The organism is Pseudomonas sp. FP1740 (assembly GCF_030687165.1).
In the GTDB taxonomy this organism is placed as follows: domain Bacteria; phylum Pseudomonadota; class Gammaproteobacteria; order Pseudomonadales; family Pseudomonadaceae; genus Aquipseudomonas.
The window spans coordinates 3136982-3161177 of record NZ_CP117461.1 but is presented as its reverse complement, the minus strand read 5'-3'; the positions used below and the strand labels follow the sequence as shown (position 1 = coordinate 3161177).

At 59.6% G+C, this 24196-nt stretch carries 23 protein-coding genes and 1 pseudogene; 11 read left to right on the top strand and 13 right to left on the bottom strand.

What is annotated here, in order from left to right; translation table 11 throughout:
* Window positions 1–17: 17 nt before the first annotated feature.
* The 3 genes from PSH69_RS14325 to PSH69_RS14315 are packed head-to-tail and all read left to right on the top strand — an operon-like array spanning window position 18 to window position 2841.
* On the top strand, window positions 18–698 hold the full coding sequence (locus PSH69_RS14325) for a C39 family peptidase (protein WP_019579214.1): 681 nt from the start codon (window positions 18–20) through the stop codon (window positions 696–698).
* 45 nt (window positions 699–743) lie between these two features.
* Complete coding sequence (locus tag PSH69_RS14320; protein ID WP_305412636.1) at window positions 744–1490, top strand: hypothetical protein; 747 nt, start codon at window positions 744–746, stop codon at window positions 1488–1490.
* Window positions 1491–1536: 46 nt separating this feature from the next.
* Window positions 1537–2841, top strand: coding sequence for a hypothetical protein (locus PSH69_RS14315; RefSeq protein ID WP_305412635.1), 1305 nt, complete (start codon window positions 1537–1539; stop codon window positions 2839–2841).
* Between the two features lie 67 nt (window positions 2842–2908).
* Here the strand turns inward: PSH69_RS14315 and PSH69_RS14310 are convergent, their stop codons facing one another.
* Window positions 2909–4234 (bottom strand): sigma-54 dependent transcriptional regulator, encoded by a 1326-nt coding sequence (locus PSH69_RS14310; RefSeq protein ID WP_305412633.1) that lies wholly within the window; start codon window positions 4232–4234, stop codon window positions 2909–2911.
* Between the two features lie 343 nt (window positions 4235–4577).
* On the opposite strand from PSH69_RS14310, the gene PSH69_RS14305 reads away from it, so the two are divergent.
* The 3 genes from PSH69_RS14305 (at window position 4578) to nhaB (ending at window position 7989) form a co-directional block, all read left to right on the top strand.
* The gene (locus tag PSH69_RS14305; RefSeq protein WP_305412632.1) at window positions 4578–4844 is read left to right on the top strand and encodes a hypothetical protein; all 267 of its coding nucleotides are present in this window, start codon (window positions 4578–4580) and stop codon (window positions 4842–4844) included.
* Window positions 4845–5118: 274 nt separating this feature from the next.
* A complete protein-coding gene (locus PSH69_RS14300; RefSeq protein ID WP_305412631.1) occupies window positions 5119–6408 on the top strand; it encodes a hypothetical protein in 1290 nt (429 codons plus the stop codon).
* A 78-nt stretch (window positions 6409–6486) separates the two neighbouring features.
* Entirely contained in the window at window positions 6487–7989 is a 1503-nt protein-coding gene (nhaB, locus tag PSH69_RS14295; RefSeq protein ID WP_305412629.1) for a sodium/proton antiporter NhaB, read from the top strand.
* A gap of 55 nt (window positions 7990–8044) precedes the next feature.
* Here nhaB and PSH69_RS14290 read toward each other — a convergent pair whose 3' ends face one another.
* From PSH69_RS14290 to gnd, 3 genes are read right to left on the bottom strand one after another with little or no spacing between them, the layout of a single operon-like run.
* Window positions 8045–8866: an HAD family hydrolase gene (locus PSH69_RS14290; protein WP_305412628.1), complete on the bottom strand. Its 822-nt coding sequence runs from the start codon at window positions 8864–8866 to the stop codon at window positions 8045–8047.
* Window positions 8863–10386, bottom strand: a complete 1524-nt coding sequence (zwf, locus tag PSH69_RS14285; RefSeq protein WP_305412627.1) for a glucose-6-phosphate dehydrogenase — start codon at window positions 10384–10386, stop codon at window positions 8863–8865. Before zwf ends, PSH69_RS14290 begins: the two co-directional genes overlap by 4 nt.
* The gene (gene gnd / locus PSH69_RS14280) at window positions 10383–11363 is read right to left on the bottom strand and encodes a phosphogluconate dehydrogenase (NAD(+)-dependent, decarboxylating) (protein WP_305412625.1); all 981 of its coding nucleotides are present in this window, start codon (window positions 11361–11363) and stop codon (window positions 10383–10385) included. Before gnd ends, zwf begins: the two co-directional genes overlap by 4 nt.
* A 272-nt stretch (window positions 11364–11635) precedes the next feature.
* On the opposite strand from gnd, the gene PSH69_RS14275 reads away from it, so the two are divergent.
* Complete coding sequence (locus tag PSH69_RS14275) at window positions 11636–11818, top strand: DUF6026 family protein (protein WP_019579222.1); 183 nt, start codon at window positions 11636–11638, stop codon at window positions 11816–11818.
* Between the two features lie 194 nt (window positions 11819–12012).
* Entirely contained in the window at window positions 12013–13758 is a 1746-nt protein-coding gene (locus tag PSH69_RS14270) for a phosphoethanolamine transferase CptA (RefSeq protein WP_305412624.1), read from the top strand.
* A 65-nt stretch (window positions 13759–13823) separates the two neighbouring features.
* On the opposite strand, the gene PSH69_RS14265 is transcribed toward PSH69_RS14270, so the two are convergent.
* From PSH69_RS14265 to PSH69_RS14235, 7 genes are all read right to left on the bottom strand, one after another.
* Window positions 13824–14315 (bottom strand): GNAT family N-acetyltransferase, encoded by a 492-nt coding sequence (locus tag PSH69_RS14265; RefSeq protein WP_305412623.1) that lies wholly within the window; start codon window positions 14313–14315, stop codon window positions 13824–13826.
* A 119-nt stretch (window positions 14316–14434) separates the two neighbouring features.
* A complete protein-coding gene (locus tag PSH69_RS14260) occupies window positions 14435–15016 on the bottom strand; it encodes a DinB family protein (RefSeq protein ID WP_305412622.1) in 582 nt (193 codons plus the stop codon).
* 18 nt (window positions 15017–15034) lie between these two features.
* Window positions 15035–16153 (bottom strand): cell division protein ZapE, encoded by a 1119-nt coding sequence (gene zapE, locus PSH69_RS14255; protein WP_258612103.1) that lies wholly within the window; start codon window positions 16151–16153, stop codon window positions 15035–15037.
* Between the two features lie 203 nt (window positions 16154–16356).
* A complete protein-coding gene (locus PSH69_RS14250) occupies window positions 16357–16698 on the bottom strand; it encodes a nuclear transport factor 2 family protein (protein WP_105341972.1) in 342 nt (113 codons plus the stop codon).
* Window positions 16699–16750: 52 nt separating this feature from the next.
* Window positions 16751–17467: a YafY family protein gene (locus tag PSH69_RS14245; RefSeq protein ID WP_018926092.1), complete on the bottom strand. Its 717-nt coding sequence runs from the start codon at window positions 17465–17467 to the stop codon at window positions 16751–16753.
* A gap of 279 nt (window positions 17468–17746) precedes the next feature.
* Entirely contained in the window at window positions 17747–18706 is a 960-nt protein-coding gene (speB, locus tag PSH69_RS14240; RefSeq protein ID WP_305412618.1) for an agmatinase, read from the bottom strand.
* A gap of 22 nt (window positions 18707–18728) precedes the next feature.
* Window positions 18729–19820, bottom strand: coding sequence for a polyamine ABC transporter substrate-binding protein (locus tag PSH69_RS14235; protein WP_305412616.1), 1092 nt, complete (start codon window positions 19818–19820; stop codon window positions 18729–18731).
* A 101-nt stretch (window positions 19821–19921) separates the two neighbouring features.
* On the opposite strand from PSH69_RS14235, the gene PSH69_RS14230 reads away from it, so the two are divergent.
* The 3 genes and pseudogenes from PSH69_RS14230 (at window position 19922) to PSH69_RS14220 (ending at window position 21619) form a co-directional block, all read left to right on the top strand.
* Window positions 19922–20815: a LysR family transcriptional regulator gene (locus tag PSH69_RS14230; protein ID WP_305412614.1), complete on the top strand. Its 894-nt coding sequence runs from the start codon at window positions 19922–19924 to the stop codon at window positions 20813–20815.
* A 44-nt stretch (window positions 20816–20859) separates the two neighbouring features.
* Window positions 20860–21090 (top strand): annotated as a pseudogene (locus PSH69_RS14225) (xanthine permease XanP); the annotation flags it as partial.
* Between the two features lie 55 nt (window positions 21091–21145).
* On the top strand, window positions 21146–21619 hold the full coding sequence (locus tag PSH69_RS14220; RefSeq protein WP_111453645.1) for an LEA type 2 family protein: 474 nt from the start codon (window positions 21146–21148) through the stop codon (window positions 21617–21619).
* Between the two features lie 8 nt (window positions 21620–21627).
* Here the strand turns inward: PSH69_RS14220 and PSH69_RS14215 are convergent, their stop codons facing one another.
* Both PSH69_RS14215 and PSH69_RS14210 read right to left on the bottom strand, forming a co-directional pair.
* Window positions 21628–23190: an alkaline phosphatase D family protein gene (locus tag PSH69_RS14215; RefSeq protein ID WP_305412612.1), complete on the bottom strand. Its 1563-nt coding sequence runs from the start codon at window positions 23188–23190 to the stop codon at window positions 21628–21630.
* A 68-nt stretch (window positions 23191–23258) separates the two neighbouring features.
* Window positions 23259–24182, bottom strand: a complete 924-nt coding sequence (locus PSH69_RS14210) for a carbon-nitrogen hydrolase family protein (RefSeq protein ID WP_305412611.1) — start codon at window positions 24180–24182, stop codon at window positions 23259–23261.
* Window positions 24183–24196: the final 14 nt, after the last annotated feature.

Below are 24196 nucleotides of genomic sequence, written 5' to 3'. Positions count from 1 at the left end.
CCAAAGGCGTATCGATCATGCGTACGACAGCCTGTTTCGCCCTGCTGTGCCTGTGCGGCCTGACTCAGGCGGCGCAGATGCCGGTGGCCGCCTTACCGGGCGGCATGCTGGTTTACAAGCAGGTGCAAAGCGTGCGTGAGCGCAAGTTCAGCGACATCGTCGAACAAAAAACCGACTTCAGCTGCGGCGCTGCCGCACTGGCCACGGTGCTACGCCAGGCTTACTGGCTCGATGTCGATGAGGAACACATCATCAAAGGCATGCTGGTCAATGCTGATCAGAACCTTGTCCGTACTCAAGGTTTCTCCATGCTGGACATGAAGCGCTACATCGAAGCAATCGGCATGCGCGCGCGTGGCTACCGGATACCGCCCGAAAAACTCGAAGCGGTGACCATTCCGGTGGTGGTGCTGATGGAAATTCGCGGCTACAAGCATTTCGTGGTGATGCAGCGGGCGGACAAGAACTGGGTCTATATCGGCGACCCGGTGCTTGGGCACAAACGCTATTCCCATGACGACTTTGTCAAAGGCTGGAACGGCATTGTCTTCGCTATCGTGGGTCCCGGTTACGACAAAACCAATGCACTGCGTAGCCCTCCGGAACCGCTGACGGCCAAGAACAAACTGGACACTTTCAACCCGGTCAAAGATGCCGAATTGATGGACTTTGGCTTCATTCAGAGCGACTTCTTCTAATCGCCCACTGATGATAGAGAGGGCCGGATGCCCCGGGAGCAGCAGATGAAAACCTCATACTGGCTGGCCGCCGCTTGCCTGGCAGCAAGCGCATCGGGCTATGCCAATGCAGGATTCAAACCCATCGAACTCAAGGACCATGAGCTCGCCGAGCTACGCGGTCGTTATGTCATGCCGGGGCGGATCATCAGCTTCGGCATCATCATGAGCAGCACCTGGCGCAATGCCAGCGGAGACCTGATCGGGGTGGCGACGGCCATGCAGATCCAGGCCTCTACCGTAAAGCCGCAACTTTACGTGTCGACCATTAAAGAAACCGGTAACGGCAGTACGCCGCCATCGGGCACCGGAAATGTGATCGGTGGCGCAGGACTGACCACCACCCAGGGAGTCACCCAAACTGTGCGCGCCGCTGGAGACGGCAATACCGCCTACAACAATGTCGCCATCAACGTCCAGGAGGCCAACCAGGCGCCGGCGCCGACTCCCGTCCAAGGGCAGGTGCTGACGAGCGGGCAAACCATTACCGACAGCAATGCCGCCGGTAACGTCGCGGTAGCAGCCACCGGTGGTGGCGTGCAAATGGCCATCCAGGCCAGCAACAACCAAGGCACGGCCATGCAACAGGTGGCTCAGGGGGGGCTGGTGCAGAACACCCGGCTTCTGGGCAACAGCAACAGGGTCAATAACCTGACGCAACTTAATGTGGTGCTTAACAACAACGGCCGAAATGCCGGAGCAGTCAACTGCAATCTGAATCAACTCAAAGCACTTCGCAGCCTGGGATATTGAACTACGCTGATGTTCGATCATCGGGCTTCATGGGGGACGACTTATCATGTATCGGTCAGTACCGCTGCGCGCGATCGTTTGTCTGAGTACTTTGTTCCCGTCGGCGCTGCTGCAAGCAGCGTCCGATGCGGACGTGGAAGCGTTGAAGCAACAACTCATGGAGCTCAAGCAACGATACGAAGTACAACAAAAGGCCTTGGCGGTACTCGAACAACGAGTCCGCCAAGTGGAGGAACAACCGGCGGCGGCACCGCCTAAACGCCTGGCCAAGTCGCCAGCCGACATGAAAGGCAACCCGCAAGTGGCCACAAGGACGGGAGCGGCCGCGGCTTCAGGAGGCGCCGCAGGCAGCGGCAGTTCCTATGGACAATCGCTGGCCGATGACTCTCAACCGGCGCAGAGTGTTTCCAACCTGTATGACGAGGCCAGCGGATTCTTCGGCGGCGGCAAGTTCAGCCTCGAAACCGGGCTGACCTATTCGCGTTACGACACCCGCCAGCTGATCCTCAATGGCTTCCTCGCACTGGACTCGATCTTTCTGGGCAACATCAACCTGGACCGGATCAAGGCCGACACCTGGACGCTGGACCTCACCGGGCGCTACAACTTCGACAATCGCTGGCAGTTCGACCTGAACGTACCGGTGGTCTACCGCGAATCAACGTATCAGTCCGGCGGCGCCAACAACGGTGCGGCGGGAGTGACCAGCGAAGAAACCGTCACCCGGGATCCGACGCTGGGCGATGTCAACTTCGGGATCGCCTACAAATTCATGGACGAATCGGTCAACACCCCGGATGCTGTGTTCACCTTCCGGGTCAAGGCGCCGACCGGCAAGGACCCGTTCGGCATCAAGCTGCGCCAGACCGACGCCAATACCAACCTGTTCGTGCCTGACACCTTGCCGACCGGTAACGGCGTCTGGTCGATCAGCCCCGGTATCTCGCTGGTCAAGACCTACGATCCGGCGGTTCTGTTCGGTAGCCTGTCCTACACCCACAACTTCGAAGAATCCTTCGACGACATCAGCGCCACCGTCAATCAGAAAGTCCCGGGCAAGGTGCGGATCGGCGACAGCTTCCAGATTGGCGCGGGGATCGCCTTTGCACTGAACGAAAAAATGAGTATGTCGTTCTCGATGTCTGACCTGGTGCAACGCAAAAGCAAGCTCAAGCAGGATGGCGGGGATTGGGAGTCTGTGGTGTCCAGTGACGCCAACGCCGGTTACTTCAACGTCGGCATGACCATCGCCGCCAGCGACAATCTGACCATTGTTCCCAACCTGTCCATCGGCATCACGGACGATGCGCCGGACTTTTCCTTCAGCCTGAAATTCCCGTACTACTTCTGATCGCTTCACCCCAATGGAAAAGGCCCGCTGCGATGGATGTCGCAGCGGGCCTTTTCGTTTACCCGCCCTAGCGGATCTGGTGCTTGTGCAGCAATCGGTAAAAAGTCGGCCGTGACACGCCCAGGACTCGAGCGGCAACACTCAGGTTGTCGCTGTGTCGGTTCAACACATCGCACAGCGCCTGGCGTTCGGCGCGAGTCTTGTAGTCTTCAAGGGTGCCCATCGGCGTGATGAAGGCGTGTTGACTGAGCAGCCCCAGGTCTCGCGCCTCGATCTGCCGCCCTTCGGCAAGTACCAACCCACGACGTACCCGATTGGCCAGCTCGCGGACATTGCCCGGCCAGTCGTGCTTGCCCATGGCGACCAATGCATCTTCGCTGAAGCTGCGCGGACGACGACCGGTTTCACTGCTGTAGAAATGGGAAAAGTGGTTGGCCAGCATCAATAGATCACCATGGCGCTCCCGCAGCGGCACGGTGACCACTTGCAGGACGTTCAAACGGTAGTACAAATCTTCGCGAAAGCGTTTGTTCTCGATGGCCTCTTCAAGGTCGACGTGCGTCGCCGCCAATACCCGCACATCCACCGGAACAGGCTGATGACCGCCAACCCGCTCGATGTGTTTTTCCTGCAGGAAGCGCAGCAGATTGGCTTGCAGCTCCAGGGGCAGATCGCCTATTTCATCGAGAAACAGGGTCCCGCCGTTGGCCGCTTCTATCCGCCCGACCTTGCGCTGATGGGCGCCGGTAAAGGCCCCCTTCTCGTGACCAAACAATTCGGACTGGATCAAGTGCTCGGGAATCGCGCCACAGTTGATCGCCACGAATGGCTTGCGGTGGCGCTGGGATTGTTGATGCAGGGTACGGGCGACCAATTCTTTACCGGTGCCGCTTTCGCCGCGGATCAGCACCGGCGACTCGGTGGGCGCCAGTTTGCTCAGTAATTTGCGCAGCTCGCGAATCGGTTTGCTGTCGCCGAGCAGTTCGTGTTCAGGCTGATCGATATGAACCGTGCCCTGCCCGCGCAGGCGCGCCATGCCGAACGCTCGGCCCAGAGTGACCTGAACCCTTGAAACATCGAACGGCAAGGTATGGAAGTCAAAAAACCATTCGCAGACGAAATCCCCGACATTCTGCATTCGCAGGACATCCTGATCGAGCACGGCGATCCACTCGGTACCGCTACGGGTGATCAGTTCCTTGACGGCTTCCGGACGCTCCAGATGAAATGGCTGCAAGCGCAACAGGCCGACGTCGCAGGTTCGTTCCGCGGCGTTTTCCAGGGTACAGCTGTCGACATCCCAACCCACAGCGCGTAAACCCGGCAGCAAACGGTGGCAGTCGTCGCAAGGATCCACTACTAAAAGACGTCGTAAAGCAGGCGCTTCGATCATGACTGTTCCTTGGCGCCAAATTTTAGGAAATATTATTAAAAACAGTCATTTGGCGGGCTTCGGTGTAACACTAGCAAAATATTGACGCGAGCTTGTATCGATTGCTTATAGGGACGTCGGCTTATTAGTTATAAAAAATCACTTAATGAGTTGCCTAACGAATTGAACCTTTCATTCAGCTTTCAGCAACTGCCTGAATCGCCGGCGAATCAAAGAAAGTTGAAATTTCTTTTGATTGTGTGTGACCCAACCCCCGGTTGCGGACATCAGTACAAGTAACCAGCCGAACGGTAAGCCCAACCGACGGCACATCACTTGATTGGGCATACAGAGAGAAGACCCCATGAACGCCCCGCTCCGTATCAACGAAGCTCTTTTGATTGCCGACCGCGCATTCCAACCCTTTCAATGCGTGGCCTGGGCGCCACAAGACGGTAATGGCGAGCTCAGCCTGGCCATCATTGATCGCACTAACACTCGCATCAGCAGCAAACAAATCCCCAGCAGTGCCTATTCCGATCCGGAGCAACTTGCACACTTGCTGGAACAAGCCCGCGCCGAGCTGAGCGAGGAAGGTTACACACTGCAATCGTGGTCCATGCCGCATTAATCTTTTTCGCGGATTACCACCCGGTAATCCGCGTCCCTCGCTCCCCTTAGTTGATGGTTTTCTATCGTCAGCCACCCCATTTTTTCATCTTCTAACTCGTCAGATTACTTGGCAGGCTTGTCAGTGGTTCGAAAAGACACTGTTCTGGCACAAAACGCCCTGCTTCCCGAGAGTAATGGCAGTTGCGCATCATCGCATTCAGGGATTGAATGTTCTTCTCATGCAGTCAACCTCCGGGCACCCGGACAAGGACGGCTGGCAAGGAGATGCGTGCATGTCACTCCAGACTGCTTTTGCCATACCGGCAGCGGTGAAAGACGCCGGGCAACTCGATAGCCATTTCGCCGGCAGCGGCAAGACTCAAGTGTATTTCGCCGGCAGTACCTCCAGCAGGGTCAATGGCGTGGCGATTGACCACACCGGCCGAATACTGGTGTCAGCCAAGGTCGGCACGCCAGGTGGCAGCCGCTTTGGCCTGGCCCGCCTGCGTGAGGATGGTTCGGCGGATCTGGCCTTCGGCAAACAAGGCAGCATCATCGGGCAATTCGCCCACGGCTACGAGGCCATGGCGGGCACGGTGCGGGTGCTGGCCGACGGGAACATTCTGGTGGCCGGCCTGCACTACGAAAATGCTCATCGTACGTTGCCCGCCGTGGCGATGTTTGATCAACGAGGCTACCCGATACAGGGTTTTGGTGAGCACGGCCGCTGCGTGGTGCGCCTGCCGGGGAAGCTCTCCGAAGGCGCTCGCGACGCCTGGTTACCACCCGGCGTGCCGGGTACCGAGGCCTGTGATATCTGGGTGCAGGACGATGGTCGAATCCTGCTGCTGGCCAATCATCACTTTGAATTGGCCGATCACGTCGGCATGCTGATTCGGCTCAATGCCGACGGCTCGCTGGACAGCACCTTCAACGGTCGTGGCTTTGTCATGGTCCGGCACTTATTGATGAACACCTGGCTGAACAGTCTGATGGTGCAACATGACGGCCGAATCCTGGTGGGCGGATCGATCAATTTCCCCGAGGAAGGTTTGCTGGCGCGTTATCACACCGATGGCCAGTTGGATGACGGCTTCGCCGTGGATGGCTTCATGACCTTCAAGGCCTGGGGTCAGAGTGCCCAGGTCTGCCAGATCGTCCAGCACGAAAATGGTGATTTGCATTGTTTTGGCAGCAGTCGCGACCCGATGCACTGCCTCGCCCTGAACGTTCACAGCAATGGCCGACCTGACATGCATTGCAATAGCGGCCAGCCACAACTGTTGGAAATCAGCCACAGCGGCTGCCAGTGGACCGCCGCCCAGGTACAACCGGACGGTCGGGTACTGACGGTCGGAGCGACGGTCGGGGGGCTCGAAGGCGATTTCATTCTCGCCCGGTATTTATCCAGCGGGGCACTGGATTGCAGCTTCGCCAATGGCCAGGGCTGGGTCCGCACACGCCTGAGTCGTGGTCCGGACACCGCCACTTCATTGGCCGTGCAGGCCGATGGTTGCATCGTCGTCGGCGGCTATTCACTGGATGGCAACTACCGCGCCGTCGTCGCGCGCTATCAACACTAGACCGACATCTTTTTCCTGCACTTGATCTTCCCTTCCGCTTACGGCAAGTTGCGCGCTTCTTAATACAAGGAGTAGCCGATGTCCGGCTCAATGGCCCAGGCCTTCGCACACAATTTTCTTGGGCATTCACCCCGCTGGTACAAAGCCAGCATTATCGGATTCCTGATTCTCAACGCCCTGGTGTTGTGGACGATCAGTCCGGTGGCGGCCGGCTGGTTGTTGGTGCTGGAGTTCATCTTCACCCTGGCCATGGCGCTCAAGTGTTACCCGCTGATGCCCGGCGGGTTGCTGCTGATCGAAGCACTGCTGCTGAAAATGACCACGCCCCAGGCGCTCTATGACGAACTGGTGCACAACTTCCCGGTGATCCTGTTGCTGATGTTCATGGTGGCGGGCATCTACTTCATGAAAGACCTGCTGCTGTTTCTGTTCTCGCGCCTGCTGCTGGGAGTTCGCTCCAAGGCGCTGCTGGCGTTGATGTTCTGTTTCCTGTCAGCGTTTCTCTCGGCGTTTCTCGATGCATTGACCGTGACCGCGGTCATCATCAGCGCGGCCGTGGGGTTTTATTCGGTGTATCACCGCGTCGCCTCGGGCAACGATCCGCGTCAGGACAGTGAGTTCGGCGATGACCGGCAGTTGCCGACGTTGCACCATGCCGACCTCGAACAATTCCGCGCCTTCCTGCGCAGCCTGCTGATGCACGGCGCGGTCGGCACAGCATTGGGTGGTGTTTGCACGCTGGTTGGCGAGCCGCAAAACCTGCTGATCGGCCATGAGATGGGCTGGCACTTTGCCGAGTTCTTTCTGAAGATCGCCCCGGTGTCGTTGCCGGTGCTGGCAGCGGGCCTGGTGACCTGCGTACTGCTGGAGAAACTGCGCTGGTTCGGTTATGGGACGCTGCTGCCGGACAACGTGCGTGCGGTGCTGGCCAACTACGCCGCTGAAGACAACGCCGAGCGCACTTCGCGTCAGCGCGCCGCGTTGCTGGTTCAAGGGGCGGCGGCGCTGATTCTGATTGCCGGGCTGGCGTTTCACATCGCCGAAGTCGGCCTGATCGGCTTGATGGTGATCGTGCTGATCACCGCGTTTACCGGTATCACTGACGAACACCGCCTCGGCACCGCCTTCAAGGACGCCATGCCGTTCACCTCGCTGCTGGTGGTATTTTTCGCCGTGGTGGCGGTGATTCACGATCAGCAACTGTTCGCGCCGCTGATCCAGTGGGTATTGGCCCTGCCGGCGGACCAACAGCCGGGCATGCTGTTTATTGCCAACGGCTTGCTGTCGGCCATCAGCGACAACGTGTTCGTCGCGACCATTTACATCACCGAAGTGAAACAGGCATTCGTCTCCGGCCATATGAGCCGCGAACACTTTGAAACCCTGGCGATTGCGATCAATACCGGGACCAATCTGCCGAGCGTGGCGACGCCTAATGGCCAGGCGGCGTTCCTGTTCCTGCTGACCTCGGCGATTGCCCCGCTGATTCGTCTGTCGTACGGGCGGATGGTGTGGATGGCGCTGCCATACACCGTGGTGATGGGGGTTCTTGGCTGGTATGCGGTAAGTTACTGGCTGTAACCCAGAACAAAAATGTGGGAGCGAGCCTGCGCGCTCCCACATTGGTTTTGTGTGCTTATCGAGAGAGGATGTATCGCTCGATCGCCTCGGCCGCACCGTCTTCGGTATTGGCCCCGGTCACCACGTCGGCCTGACGCTTCACCGCCTCTTCCGCCTGCCCCATCGCAATCGACAGCCCGGCACGATGAAACATCGCCGGGTCATTGCCGCCGTCGCCCATGGCGGCGGTCTGTTCCAGCGACACCCCGAGAAACTCGGCCAGCGTCGCCAGTGCCGCGCCCTTGTTGGCCTGCACCGCCGTCACATCCAGATAGACCGGTTGCGAACGCGACACCTGCGCCTGCCCTTCGACCTTGGGCAGCAACCGCGCCTCCAGCTCGATCAACAGTTCGGTGTTATTGCTGGCAGCGACGATCTTGTCGATGCGTGCCAGGCAAGGCTCAAAACTCTCGACCACCACCGGCGGATAACCCAGGCCATGCTGCTCTCGCGGGACCATCGGGCCGCTTGAGTCCTTCAACAGCCAGTCGCCACCGCTGAACACCCAGACTTCAATGTCCGGCTGATCGGCAAACAGCGCCAACGCCGTCAGCGCTGCGGTTGCCGGTAGATAATGCGCCACCAGCAAACTGCCGTCCGGGTTGACGATCGTGCCGCCATTGAACGCCGCCGTCGGCAGATCAATGCCCAGGGCTTCGATCTGCTGCAACATGGCTTTGGGTGGACGCCCGGTGGCCAGGCTGAACAGCACGCCGGCGTCACGCAAGGCGCGGACGGCATCGATGGTGCGCTGGCTGAGGCTGTGATCGGGCAGCAACAACGTGCCGTCCATGTCACTGAGCAGAAAACGGATGGGTTGTTGCGTGACGTCACTCATCCGAGGCTGTGCCATACGCGACCATCGCGGGTCAGCAGTTCGTCAGCGGTCTTGGGTCCGTCTTCGCCGGCCGCATAGCTCTCCACGGTTGCGTCCTGCTGCCAGGCGTCGAGGAACGGCTGCACGACGCGCCAGCCGTTCTCGATGTTGTCGGCACGCTGGAACAGCGTCTGATCGCCGGTGAGGCAATCGTAGATCAAGGTTTCGTAGCCGGTGGAAGGCTGCATTTCAAAGAAATCCTTGTAGGCAAAGCCCAGCTCGATATTGGCCATGTTCAACGCCGGCCCCGGCCGTTTGGCCAGCAGGTCGAACCACATGCCTTCGTTGGGCTGGATCTGGATCCGCAGGTAGGTCGGCTGCAATTCTTCGACCTCGGTGTCACGGAACTGCGCATACGGCGCCGGTTTGAAGCAAATGACGATCTCGGTGTCGCGCACGCTCATGCGCTTGCCGGTACGCAGGTAGAACGGCACACCGACCCAGCGCCAGTTGTCGATCATCACTTTGAGCGCGACATAGGTTTCAGTGGTGCTGTCGGGCGCGACGTTGGTCTCCTGACGATAACCGGGCAGCCGATTGCCATCGATCTCGCCGGCGGTGTATTGGCCGCGCACTGAGTTGGCTCGCGCTTCCTCGGTCGACCAGGGGCGAATCGCGCCGATGACTTTGGCCTTCTCGCCGCGTACCGCATCGGCGCCAAACGCCGCCGGCGGTTCCATGGCGACCATCGCCAATAATTGGAACAGGTGATTAGGCACCATGTCCCGCAGGGCGCCGGTGACCTCATAAAAACTGCCACGGGTTTCCACGCCGACGGTTTCAGCGGCGGTAATTTGTACGTGGTCGATGTAATGGTTGTTCCAGAAGGCTTCGAACAGGCTGTTGGAGAACCGGCTGACCAGAATGTTCTGCACGGTTTCCTTGCCCAGATAGTGATCGATCCGGTAGATCTGCTTTTCCGTCATCACATTGAGCAAGCACGCGTTCAAGGCTTCGGCGGTGTACAGATCCGAGCCGAAAGGCTTTTCGATTACCACTCTTCTGAACGCTTCGGGGGCTTCTTGCAACAATCCGGCAGCCCCGAGACGCCGCACCACTTCACTGAAAAAGCGCGGTGCGGTGGCCAGGTAGAAAACGGCGTTGCCGGTGCCGCTGGCGTCGATTTTCGCCGCCAGCGCGTCATAAGTGCGCTCATCCAGGAAATCGCCCTGGACGTAGCTGATGTGTTTGGCCAATTTGGTCCACAACGCCGGATCAAGGGCGTGATCGCCCTTGCCGACCTTGGCTGCCACTTCCGCCCGAATGAAATCTTCGAGTTTTTTGGCAAAGGCTTCGTCACTGATGGCGTTGTGATCAACGCCAACGATCCGCAGTCCATTCCCCAGCAAACCATCGCGACTCAGGTTGTACAGCGCCGGCATCAGCAGGCGCTTGACCAGATCACCATGGGCACCGAACAGAAACAGCGTGGTGGGCGGTGCGGGTTCTGCCTTGGATTTCCTGCGGATCACGTGGGTCATTTTTTCGCAGTCTCCACATGGCCGCCGAAGCCGAAGCGCTGGGCCGAGAGAATCTTGTCGCCAAAGTTGCCTTGCCCGCGCGAACGGTAGCGAGAGAACAGCGAGTTCGACAGCACCGGTACCGGCACCGCTTGTTCCATGGCGGCTTCGATGGTCCAGCGCCCTTCACCGCTGTCGGCCACTTCACCCGAGTAGCCGTCGAGTTTCGGATCGGACGCCAGCGCATCGGCGGTCAGGTCTAGCAGCCAGGACGAGACCACGCTGCCACGACGCCAGACTTCGGCGATGTCGGCCACGTTCAGGTCGAAACGCTGATCTTCCGGCAGGTTGGTGCTGGCTTTGGTCTTGAGGATGTCGAAGCCTTCGGCGAAGGCCTGCATCATTCCGTATTCGATGCCGTTATGGATCATCTTGACGAAGTGGCCGGCGCCGGCGGGGCCTGCGTGGATGTAACCGCGCTCGGCGCGATCGTCATCGGACTTGCGATCCTTGGTGCGCGGAATGTCGCCCATACCCGGGGCCAGGGACTCGAACAACGGGTCAAGACGCTTAACCGTCTCGGCATCGCCGCCGATCATCATGCAGTAGCCACGTTCCAGGCCCCAGACGCCGCCGGAGGTGCCGACGTCAATGTAATGCAGACCTTTTTCCGACAGGGTTTTGGCCCGACGGATATCGTCCTTATAGAAGGTGTTGCCGCCATCAATGATGGTATCGCCCGCTTCAAGCAAGGTGCTCAGGGTGTCGATGGTGTCTTCGGTCGGTGCGTCGGCGGGGAGCATGACCCACACCGCGCGCGGCTTGGCCAGGCCAGCGACCAGGGCTGGCAAATCGGCGACGCCGGTGGCGCCCTCTTCGGCCAGGGTGTCGACAAAAGCGGTATTGCGGTCGTAAACAACGGTGGTGTGCCCGTTGAGCATCAGACGCCGCGCAATATTACCGCCCATGCGGCCCAGTCCAATAATCCCGAGTTGCATGTACTGATGCTCCCTACTACAAATAAAGTGTGTCTAAGGTTATAGCCCAACGCGACTAGTGAAGGTTAGTCCAGAGCGGCGGGATGAAGTTTCCGGGCATTGTGCCCGATCCAGACTGATAACGTCGGGAATCGTGCCGAAGACACAACGACCATGAAAAATAAAAAAGTTCCCTTCAAGGGCAAAAGAAATCAAAATTGGCGCCGATAGTAAGTGAGCACCCGATTTCGGGAGCCGACTTACAGTTGATACCGCCATTTGCGAGGTGAGCAATGGGCACCGTACACACAGCACTGCCAGCACAAACCCTTTACGTCACGATCCGTCGCGATGAACTGCGCCAGTTGAAAGACGAGCGCGATCAGTTGAAGCGGGAAGTTGCGCAATTGCGCCTGCTGACCCAAGGCAATCAGGCTCAGCCCTTGCCCATCACCCAACGTGCTCCTCACGCCTGATCTCCTCGCTTGAGTCGGAAGCGGCCCACCGCTGTTTCTGACTCGCTGCAATCCTGACCGCTGCGACAACTCACAAAGTTTTCACACTTACTTGGCGATACTCCGGCCCTTTGTGGCTGCTTGCTTTGCGAGCGGCATCCGTTCGTCTGTAACAAGGAGAGTGCCGACGGCCGATCATCAGGCTGGAGTGTTGAATGGCTTTGTTTAAACGCAGCAAAACGTCTGCGAATGGTTTTGATTGGGCAGGATTTCTCTGGTTATTTCTGTTTTTCTGGTATTTCTCCGGTATCACCCAACTGCTGATTCAACTGACGGGCACCTCCGGTTTTAGCGGGTTCCGCCAGGCCTTTGTGATGAGCGCCGTCTGGCTCGCGCCAATGCTGTTATTCCCCAAACAAACCCGTGTAATGTCCGCGCTGATCGGCGTGGTGCTGTGGGCCTGTTCGATGGCCAGCCTGGGTTATTTCTTCATCTATCAGCAGGAATTCTCCCAGAGCGTCATCTTCATCATGTTCGAATCGAACGTGTCTGAAGCCGGCGAGTACATGACGCAATACTTTGCCTGGTGGATGGTACTGGCGTTCCTCGCCCACACCGCGTTCGCGTACTTCCTTTGGACCCGCGTGCGTCCGGTGTACCTGCCACGCGTCCAGGCACTGATTGCCGCTACGGCGATTGTGCTGGCCGTGATCGGTTACCCGCTGATCAAGCAGACCGCGCACACCGGCAGCCTGGCGGAAGGCTTCGATAAATTCGAAACCCGCATCGAGCCCGCGGTGCCGTGGCAGATGGCCGTGGCCTATCACCGTTATCTCGGTACCCTGGCCGGCATGCAAGACATGCTCGACAGCGCCAGCAAGATCCCGCCGCTGAAGAACTTCACCGATTCGATGGCCAATCAGCCGGCGACCCTGGTGCTGGTGATCGGCGAGTCCACCAACCGTCAGCGCATGAGTCTGTACGGCTACCCGCGGGAAACCACCCCGGAACTGGACAAGCTCAAGGACCAACTGGCGGTTTTCGATAACGTCATTACCCCACGCCCCTACACCATTGAAGCGCTGCAGCAGGTGCTGACGTTCGCCGACGAAGAAAACCCGGACCTCTACCTGACGACGCCGTCATTGGTCAGCATGATGAAACAGGCGGGTTACAAAACCTTCTGGATCACCAACCAGCAGACCATGACCAAGCGCAACACCATGCTCACGACCTTCTCCGAACAGGCCGACGAGCAGGCGTATCTGAACAACAACCGCAACCAGAACGCCGCCCAGTACGATGGCGATGTGATCGAGCCGTTCAACAAGGCGCTGGCCGATGCGGCGCCACGCAAGCTGATCGTCGTGCATTTGCTCGGCACGCACATGAGCTACCAGTACCGTTACCCGCCGACGTTCAACAAGTTCACCGACCGCAAAGGCGTGCCGGACGGCGTGCGTGATAATCAAGTGCCGACGTACAACAGCTATGACAACGCGGTGTTGTACAACGACTTCGTGGTCTCGAGCCTGATCAAGGACTATGCCAAGACCGATCCGAACGGCTTCCTGCTGTACCTCTCCGACCACGGCGAAGACGTGTTCGACTCCGCTGGCCACAACACCCTGGGCCGCAACGAGAACAAGCCGACCGCGCCGATGTACACCATTCCATTCGTGGCCTGGGCCTCGCCGAAATGGCGCGAAACCCATGACTGGAGTTTTGCCGCTGATCTAGGTCGGCCGTACAGCAGCTCCCAGCTGATTCACACCTGGGCGGATCTGGCCGGCCTGAGTTTCGATGAACTGGACCGCAGTAAAAGCCTGGTCAGCGACAGCTTCAAGCCTCGGCCATTGATGATCGGCAACCCTTACGAGCGTGAGCAGCGGCCGTTGATCGACTTCAGCCTGATAAAACCCAAGGTCGCGCCTGTCACTCCGACGGTCGTTCAGCAGTAGTTTTGAGGGGCCGACAAATGACTTAAGGGCGTCCTGATCGACGCCCTTTTTTATGGCTCGGAGGACTAAAGCGCTTTGGTCCAGAACAGCATCCGGCCGTGCGCGGGGTCAAACATACCCGGTGAAAAACCGAATTTGCCATAAGACGCCTGGGCCACTGGATTGCCTTCCAGCACTTCCAGGGTGATTTTGCAGCAGCCGCGCTGACGTGCGATGTCCTCGACTTTGTGCAGCATTTTCTGGCTCAGTCCCAACCCGCGAAACTTCGACACCACGACCACATCGTGCACGTTGACCAATGGCCGACAGGCAAAGGTCGAAAAGCCTTCGAAGCAATTGACCAGCCCTGCCGGCTCGCCACCGACAAACGCCAATACACTGAAGGCATGGGGCCGCTTGGCCAGCTCCCCCGGCAGTTGTTGCAACACATGGGTGGGCAACGACTTACCGACACCCATCGGGTCTTCGGCGTAATGGTTCAATACAAGACAAATCGCCTCGGCATGTGTCGGGTTGCTGTAACTGGCCTGAAGCACAAGAATTTCTGCGGATTCCATTTCCACCCTCGATCACACATGAAGTTGCCCCAGTTCGCTTCTTGCGCACTGAAAGGTCCTGCGACCTTATCGCGAGCACCGGGGTGCCGACAACTGGATCCTGTTGCGATCGCGCGCGCTCAAGCCCCCCAGATCAGTGCCTCAGTCCATCCCAGCTCGGCAAAATCCTCGGCCCTCAACCCCGCCTCACCGGCACAGAAAAACTCGTCCAGTTGCGGCGGCTTGACCGACGTGCCGCTGAGCATCGCGTGAACCTGCCCGCGATGGTGAATCTGGTGCTCGAACAGATGGGACAGCAGGCGTAATCGGCTGTCGTGTTGCGGGGTATCGCGCGCAATGGTCACGATTCGCCCAAGCTCTGCGTCACGCAATTGCTCGCAGTAGGCGATCAGTCGACGATCGACCAGGGCTTGCTCGCGCTTGAGATCGGCGCCGTCGGTGAATGGCTCATCCTGGTTGAAAAACACATGGCAATCGGGATGCGGCTCGTCACCGCGCAACTCCCGCTCCAGGGCGTCCGCATAGAACCAGTCGCACGTCAGAATGTGGTTGAGGGTTGCGCGCAGGCTGGGGAAAAAACTGACTCGCGGCGCCACCAGCTCGGCCGGGCTCAGCTGAAGCCAGGCCTTGGCCAATCGGTGATTGGCCCAGGCATTCTGATAGGCCATGGTCAGCAAATGGTGGGACAAGGGCTGGTTCATGTTCACATCCCCCGGGCATCAAGCCTCGGCAAAACGTTTTAGCTGCATCTCCTGCAAACGGCTGAGGGTGCGGCGAAACGGGAATTCCAGATAGCCCTCGGTGTACAACGCCTCCATCGGTACCTGCGCTTCGAGGTACAGCGGCACCTTGCGGTCGTAGCATTCGTCCACCAGGGCAATGAACCGCCGCACGCCGTCGTCATGCACCGACAACTGTGGCAACTCGCGATCCCCCGCCGCCACCCGCTCGACACCGTCTTCAGTGCCGCGGGCGATGCGCCCTTCGCGTTTTTGCGCGCTGAGATTGGGCACGTCACTCAACAGAATAGCGCTGAAGGTGTCGCACAGGGCCATGAAGTCCATGGCGGCAAAAGGCTGCTCGCAGACCTCGGCGTAACGGCACCAGAGCACGGTTCGACTGGCCTGCATGACATTGACCGAACGGTAGCCGATCTGCACCGGAGCGCTGGACAGCGACTGGCCGACAGTCAAGGCCTTGAACACTTCGCCGAGGGCTGCGGGCCGACCCGGAACGTTCACCCAGTAACGCTGCAGGCCGGCGCCAGGGTGCAGACGATGATCTTCCCCACCGTCCACCGCAATGACCTGCATGTGCTGCTTGATCGCAGTAATCGCCGGCACGAAGCGGTCGCGGTTGAAGCCATCGGCGTACAGCTGATCCGGCGGTTGGTTGGAGGTGCAGACCACCACCACGCCCTGCTCGAACATCACCTGAAACAAACGCCCGAGAATGATCGCGTCACCAATGTCATTGACGAACAGCTCATCGAAACACAACACCCGCACTTCCTGACTCAGTTCTCGAGCCAGCGCTTTCAACGGGTCGGCGGTGCCGGTCAATTGGAAGGAACGCTGATGCACCCAGCCCATGAAGTGGTGAAAGTGCTGCCGCCGGGCCGGGACGCGCAGGTTTTGATAGAACTGATCCATCAACCAGGTCTTGCCCCGCCCGACCGGGCCCCAGAGGTACACGCCGGTGATGGGTGCGCGGCCTTCCTGCAAGGCTTCGTGGCATTTTTGCAGCGCCCACACGGCATGTTCCTGGGCTTCGTCCTGGACGAAGCCCTTCTGTTCGATGGCGTGTTGCCAGGCGCTTAAGGGAGAGTCGACATTCATGTGCGGCAGTATACGTCTCTATAGCGGCTCGCCAAGCCCGGGCCGTAGCAGCTGTCGAGCACCGCGAGGCTGCGTTCGGCGGCGAAGCAGTCGTAAATCCTGAATGCACAGTGCGTCTGACGGACCGCTTCGCCTGATTTCACGACAGGCTTCGCCACCGAACGCAGCCTCGCAGGCTCGACAGCTGCTACATAGGCCGGTGGTTACAGCGAGATGTCCAGCCGGGCGATCTTGCCTTGCTCATTGAGGCGGAACATATAGCGCAGTTCCAGCGGACTACCGGGAAAGGTGCCGGAGATCAGGTTGTGCACCAGCACTTTGCCGGTGCGCAGTTGAACGTCGAGCACCTCGACCCGGGGCTGGTAACGTTGTGCGGTGTCTTGCATCCATTGGGCGATGGCTTGCGTGCCGACCTGATGCTGCCCCTCATCGAACACGTTGGCATCCTCAGCGAAAAAACTGGCGACCCTGGAGGTGTCGCGGGCATTGGCGGCGTCAATGTAGGCGGCGATGGCGGGGGCCAGTGAAGAGGCGGGACTGGACATGTTTACGGCTCCTTGTGAGTTGATTCTGGAGCCATGCTAAAACAAGCCAGTGTCAGTTCTTGTCAGGAGTGAAACGCCCTGCTTCATCCAGTTGCATCTGTTTTCGCCAGGTGCGCAACAGGTCGCTGCGCCGCCCCGGATAGCGTTCGCCCTGTTCACTGGCGGCCGAGATCCGGTCGGTGCGAAACGTGCGATAAGCACTGCGCAACTCACACCAGGCAACGATGATCCGCACCTCATTGAGAAACCCCAGGGCCAGGGGCCAGATCAACCGCTGGCTGGGCACCTGGTTGGCGTCTGCGTAATCGATATGCAACTTGGCTTGATCGCGGATGGCTTGGCGAAACACATTCAACGGCACGGCGTTTTGCGGATAGCCACAGCCCGGCGGCCCCGGCAACACCGTCGGGTTACGCAAGGCGTCCTGAGCCGTGGGGTCAAGCACCGCGGCGATTTTTGCCAGGGCATCGGCCGCCGCTTTGCTCAACACCTCATCACCGCGTTGATCCACGTAGCGCAAACCGAGCACGATGGCTTCGGTCTCATCGGCATTGAGCATCAAGGGCGGTAGAAACAGACCGCTGCGCAATACATAGCCGATCCCCGCCTCGCCAAAGATCGGCGCGCCGAGTGCGGTGAGTTCAGCGATGTCGCGGTACAGCGTGCGCTCGGAAATTTCCAGCTCGCTGGCCAATGTCGCGGCAGTCACCGGACGACTTTTGCCCCGCAGCACTTGTAACAAGGTCAGTAAACGGGTGGTTCGGGACACGGTCGGCAGACTCCTTTCTGGAAGTCGCCGGAGCTTAGCAGAGGCTGCTGTCAGAAAGTGGCAGTAGCGATAGGCCTGACACAGGTCGAGTGTGTGCGGGCTTGTGTGGCGAGGGGGCTTGTCGGACCGCCGCACCGCCCCGTTGGGGTGCGAAGTGCCCCTGAAACCAGGCATCGCGGTCTTGCATTAGAAATGCAGTGACCGGTTTACGATTGCTCCGCAATCGAACGAGGACAAGCCCCCTCGCCACACAGGCTCGCTCCCACAATTGGCAACGCGTTACCGATCGACCTTATGCCTGGCCGCATACAAACACAGCATTTCCATGGCCAGGGTCGCCGCGGCCAGTGAGGTAATGTCGGCGTGGTCGTAGGCCGGCGCCACTTCCACCACGTCCATCCCCACCAGGTTGATCCCGCGCAAACCGCCGAGAATCTCCAGCGCCTGCACCGTGCTCAAGCCGCCGCACACCGGCGTCCCGGTGCCGGGCGCGAAGGCCGGGTCGAGGCAGTCGATGTCGAAGGTCAGATACACCGGGTGATCGCCGACTCGCGCACGAATCGCCTCGACAATCGCCTCGCACCCTTGCCGATGCACCTGCCGCGCATCCAGCACCTGAAAGCCCTGATGATCGTCATTGGTGGTGCGCAAGCCGATTTGCACCGAACGCGACGGATCCACCAGCCCTTCCCTGGCCGCATGCCAGAACATCGTGCCGTGATCGACGCGCTTGCCCTCTTCATCCGGCCAGGTGTCGCTATGGGCATCGAAGTGAATCAATGACAACGGGCCGTGCTGGCGGGCATGGGCCTTGAGCAGCGGATAACTGATGAAATGATCGCCGCCGAAGGTCAGCATCGCGCAACCGTTATCCAGGATGTGCCAGGCGTGGGCTTCAATGCTTTCCGGCACCGAATGCGGCGTGCCGTAATCGAAGGCGCAGTCGCCGTAGTCGATGACTGCCAAGTGATCGAACGGGTCGAACGTCCACGGCCAATGGCGTTCCCAGGCGATCCCGGTGGACGCCGCCCGAATGCCGCGTGGTCCGAAACGCGCACCGGGGCGGTTGCTGGTGGCGGTGTCGAACGGCACGCCGCTGACCACCACGTCGACGCCACGCAAGTCACGGCTGTAGCGCCGGCGCATGAAACTGGTGATACCGGCGTAGGTGCTTTCGGCGGCAGTCCCGTAAAGACTGTCGCGGGTCATGGCCTGATCGTTCTGTGCAGGGACGTCCATGGGTGTGTTCCTTATTGTTGGCTTATTGGTTGCTACGGAAAGTGGTCCACAGGCGGGTGCGCTGACGCATGTCCTTGAGGCTCATGCTGCGGTCGGCGTACAGCCGCTCACGCACCTCGGCCTGCGGGTAGATGTCGGGATCGCTGCGCACCGCCTCATCCACCAGCGGCGTCGCCGCCTGATTGGCCGTGGCGAAGAACAGCGTATTGGTCAGCGCGGCAACGGATTCGGGGCGCAACATGAACTCGATGAAGGCTCGGGCGGCTTCGGGGTGCGGCGCGTCCTTGGGCATCGCCAGGTTGTCCTGCCACACCAGCGTGCCTTCACGTGGAATGCGGTAAGCCACCTCGAACGGTTTGTTGGCCTTGCGCGCCTGATCGGCGGCCATGCTCGCGTCACCGTTGTAGGTCAGCGCCAGGCAGACGCTGCCATTGGCCAGATCGTTGATCTGCCGCCCGGTGGCGACGTACAGCACCGACGGCTGTAGCTGACGCAACAGGGCGTCGGCTGCTGTCAGATCAGCCTTGTCGGTGCTGTAGGGATCTTTACCCAAATAATGCAGCGCCAGGCCAATCACCTCTTGCGGCGAATCGAGAATCGCGATGCCGCAGTCTTTCAGTTTGCTGGCGTATTCGGGCTTGAACAGCAGGTCGAGGCTGTTGAGCGGGACGTTGGGCAAACGTTGTTTTACCGCTTCGACATTCATCCCAAGCCCGAGCGTGCCCCAGGTGTAAGGCACGCCATAGCGATTGCCGGGATCGACCGCCGCCAGTTTTTCCAGCATGTCCGGGTCGAGGTTGGCGTAACCCTTGAGGCCATCGTGAGGAATTTCCTTCAGCGCTCCCGCCGCCAGACCGCGCGCCAGGACGCTGGACGACGGCACCACCACGTCGTAACCGCTGCCGCCGGTGAGCAGTTTGGTTTCCAGGACCTCCGGCGTATCGAACGTGTCGTAGCGCACGTGAATGCCGGTCTCCTTTTCGAACCGCTGCAAGGTCTCGGGCGCCACGTAATCGGCCCAACTGTAGAGATTGAGAACTTTTTCCTCAGCCTGGGCCGGCACAGCCATGGCGAGGAACAGCGCGGGCAAACACAGCTTGAAGAGCGGAGCCATGACGAACACCTGACTGGAGGAAGTGGTTGCAGGATGCGTCGTCGGTTACATTGAAAAAATACCAAGTTAGTTATCCTGACTTTATTGCGGAGTAATGTTTGATGCTCGGCCAACTGCATGATCTGGACCTGCACCTGCTGCGCCTGTTTGTCAGCGTGGTGGAATACGGAGGCTTCAGCGCGGCCCAGGGTGACCTGGGGCTGAGCCAGTCGAGCATCAGCCAGCAGATGGCCAAGCTCGAAACCCGGCTCGGTTATCGCCTGTGCAGTCGCGGCAAGGGCGGGTTCAAGATCACGCCCAAGGGTGAACAGTTGCTCGTTGCCACCCGTGCCTTGTTCCAATCCATTGAAGCGTTCCGCCATCAATCCAACGGTGTGGCCGGACGTTTGATCGGCGAAGTGCGCCTGGGTTTGTCCGAAGCGCTTGATCAGTCCGTGCTGAAACGGGTGGCCGAGGCGATCCGACGCTTTCGCGAACGTGACGAATCGGTGCGCATCGAGTTGATCAGCGCCATGCCCGGCGAAATGGAGCGGCTGTTGCTGCAACAACGGCTGGACCTGGCGATCGGCTATTTCTCACAGGCTCAGCGTGCTTTTGACTACCGTGAACTGTTCACCGAAACCCAGCACCTGTACTGCGCCTCCGGGCATCCGCTATTCACCGATGACGCACCTGACGATCAAGCGCTCCAGGCCTGCGACCGGGTCGATCACCCCTATCGTTTTCTGCGCAGCGATGAGCCGTTTCAGGGGAAGCTCTGTTCAGCGCGATCCGAGCAGGTCGAAGGCACCCTCGCCTTCATTCTGTCCGGCAAGCACGTGGGGTATTTACCCGATCACTTCGCCCAAAACTGGGAAGACAAAGGGTTGCTCCGTGCCGTGCGCCAGGGTGATATGAGTTTCGAGGTGGCGTTCCACCTGGCGCGCCATCGCGCACAGGTGCCGGGGGATGCGCAAAAGGCCTTTGAAGAGGATCTGCTTGCGGCGTTTGCTTGAAGCTCTGCCGTTGAATGATCACCCCTGTGGTGAGGGGGCTTGTAGTCTTGCGCGAGCTGCCGAAGGCGCTGCACAACATCTTCGAATCGCCGATCACTGTCGGTGCGTTGTGCGCTATCGTGCTGAATATCTTCCTGCCCGAAGAGTTCATCGAGTTGGAAGAAGACGAGTTCGACCCGGAAGCCTCGGTGCTTCAGGTGATGCAGAACCCGGATGTTGCGGCCAAGGGTGAACCCACGTCACCTGTGGCTGTCGCACAGTTGAACCGTCCGTAATGCTCGAAGGCCGAGCTTTGAGCGGTTCGGCCTTTTTCTTTACGAGAATATGTTCATGCGCAGATTGCTAGCCCTGTCCCTATCCCTTCTATTGCTCTCCCTGAGCGCCTGCGCCCTGTTCCCCAGTCGCGACCCGCTGCACATCAATGTGGTCGGTATCGAGCCGCTGCAAAGCCAGGAGCTGGAAGTGCGTTTCGCGGTAAAACTGCGCGTGCAAAACCCTAATGAAACGGCGATCGCCTACAACGGCGTGGCGCTGGACCTGGAGGTTAATGGCCAGCCGCTAGCTTCCGGCGTCAGCGATCAGTCGGGCTCGATCCCGCGCTTCTCCGAAGCAGTGATCGTGGTGCCGGTGAGCGTTTCGGCCTTCTCGATGCTGCGTCAGACCCTCGGGCTGAGTCAGACGCAGACACTGGACAATCTGCCGTACGTACTGCGCGGCAAACTGGCCGGAGGGGCGTTCGGCACCATGCGTTTTGTCGATAGCGGCAAGCTCAGCCTGCCAGGCTCGATCTCTGGCACCTGGTAACGCCCCCGCTAGGTAACGGGGTCGATCACCTGCGTCACACTATGCTTCAGACCTTCTACGTGCCAGTTGGCCCACAGTCGGGTCTTGCCGTTGCCGCCTTCATCCGGTTCTATCGCCAGCCAGTTTCGAGCGGCGATCAGGTAACGCCCCCTTGCGCCGACAGGCAACATGGTTCCAGTGATGCCGTAATCGATCTGTTCCTGATTGCCACCGATGGACTCCAGAAAGTGCACCGCCAACACCGGCGGCGCAGGATGCACGACGCCGGTGGAAATCAATTGGTAGATTTTCCCCGCGCCGTCGCAGCCATGCCGGGGCAGCTTCGACTCGATCACGCAGACCCCGGCCACATGAACGTCGCCAGACACCAGCGTGACCTTGCATGATTGGGCTTTGGCGAAATCCAGCAGCCGCATGATCAAGCGCTTGCGTTCACTGCGGTGCGGCAGGCTTCGCCAGTGGTCGCGTAAATCGTCCTCGAGCTCCTGTTGCCCCATCATCACGTCCAGCGCCTTTTCGGCCGCCTGCAAATCAAGGTAGCCCACCGGAATACTCGACATCAGCAACAGGTGCTTGTGCGCCGGGACCTTGTCCAGCCAGGCATAAATCGCATCCCAACTGACAGGCGAAATGACCCGGGTTTGTTGGGCCTGCGGGGTGGTCAAGTCCGGTGCACGTTCGCTGCGTAGATCGGGAACCAGCAAGGCCAACTCGCCCAGACCGGTGAAGCCCAGGTGAAAGCCGTCGGCGGTTCCGGGAATCGCGCAGGGATGGGTATCAGCGGACGGTTTGAGGTGAGGATGCGTCTGGATCAGTTGCTGCTGGAAAATCCTGAAATAACGTTTGGCCGTGGCAAACAGCCCTTGGAACACCGGGCTCGAATGCAATATCTCATCGTAGGAACCCCAGCCATCGATGATGTCATGGTCATCCCACATCATCACCGTCGGAATGGCGCCGAACACCTTGGCCATCTCGGGCTGTTTCCAGCATTCCAGGTAGAGCCTGGTGAAAAACTTGTCCAGATCGGCTTCGATCACCTTGCTGTAAGCGGCCTTTTGCCGGTCGGCGAAAGGTTTGGCGAACCATGCTTTCATCGACGGCACACTGCTGCGCATGTCGTCGCTGTAAACCTGATCGCCGCCCATCAACAGCAGATGATAGGGCTCGCCCTGGTGAGCGCCCCACATGTGCTCCCAACGCTCGTTGTTCCGGTCTACCTTCTCCATCTCCTTGGGGTCGGAGAAACCGTTGCATGACACATACACAATGCGCGGCGACTGGCCCTTGGCCGGAACGACGAAGTTGGCCTGCGTACCGTCTACGGTAACCGTGTAACTGGTGGCAACGGCCTGATCCTGCGCCGTTTTGAAATCGATGCGCCAGACCCGGGAATTTGGGTTGAGCAGCGGGATATCGGCGATGGCCAAGGGTGTGTCGGCAGTCACACCCTTGGGCACTTTTACCGTGGGTGGTGGCGCGCCCAAGGGTGAAACCACCAGGGCAGACACGTTGTAGACATTATTATTGATGCCACGAAACTGCAGTATCGGGCCTAGTAACAAACTCATGGCGAGTCCATCCGTTGACGGGGGTGTGAACGCCTGGAGACTAGACGACAATCACACCCCCCGACGGATTATGCGTTGAACCGCACGCCCGGTCTGACTCGCTCATCCACGGTCAACTCAAACACGTCCGGACGCGCATAGTGCCCGACCACGTCGTAGTCATAACGAGCGCGGATCAGATCATCGGTGTCGATTTCCGCAGTCAGCAAACCTGCCTCACCACGCAGCGGCCCGGCAAGAATGTCGCCCATTGGCCCGACAATCACACTGCCGCCAGCAATCAACGGACGCTCCGCCGGCCAATTGGCGATGGCCACGCCCAAGGCTTGCGGCGAGTCCTGAACCTGACAGGCACTGACCACAAAGCAGCGTCCTTCATGGGCGATGTGGCGCATGCTGACCTGCCACATTTCCCGCTCATCCACGGTCGGCGCGCACCAGACCTCAATGCCCTTGGCGTACATCGCGGTGCGTAGCAACGGCATCATGTTTTCCCAGCACACCACCGCGCCGATCCGCCCGACCTGGCTGTCGAGCACCGGCAAGGTCGAGCCGTCGCCGTTGCCCCAGATCAGTCGCTCGGTGCCGGTGGGCATCAGTTTGCGGTGCTTGCCCACCAGCCCGGCCTGCGGGTCGAAATACAGCGCGGTGCAATACAAGGTGCTGCCGGCGCGTTCGATCACGCCGATCACCAGATTGGCGCCGGTGCGTGAGGACAATCCGGCCAAGGCTTCAGTCTCGGCACCGGGCACGTCGATGGCGTTGGCGAAATACCGGGCAAAGGCTTCTCGACCTTCCGGCAGCCGGTAACCGAGTTGCGTGCCGAAGTTCTCGCCTTTGGGGTAGCCACCGAGCAACGCCTCGGGCATGACCACCAACTTCGCGCCGGATTCGATAATGGCGGTTTCCCAGGAAAGAATTTGATCGAGAGTATCGGCCTTGCCGCCGGGCAAGGCGCCGATTTGCAGGGCAGCGACAATGGACTTGGGCATCGCGGTGGCTCCGT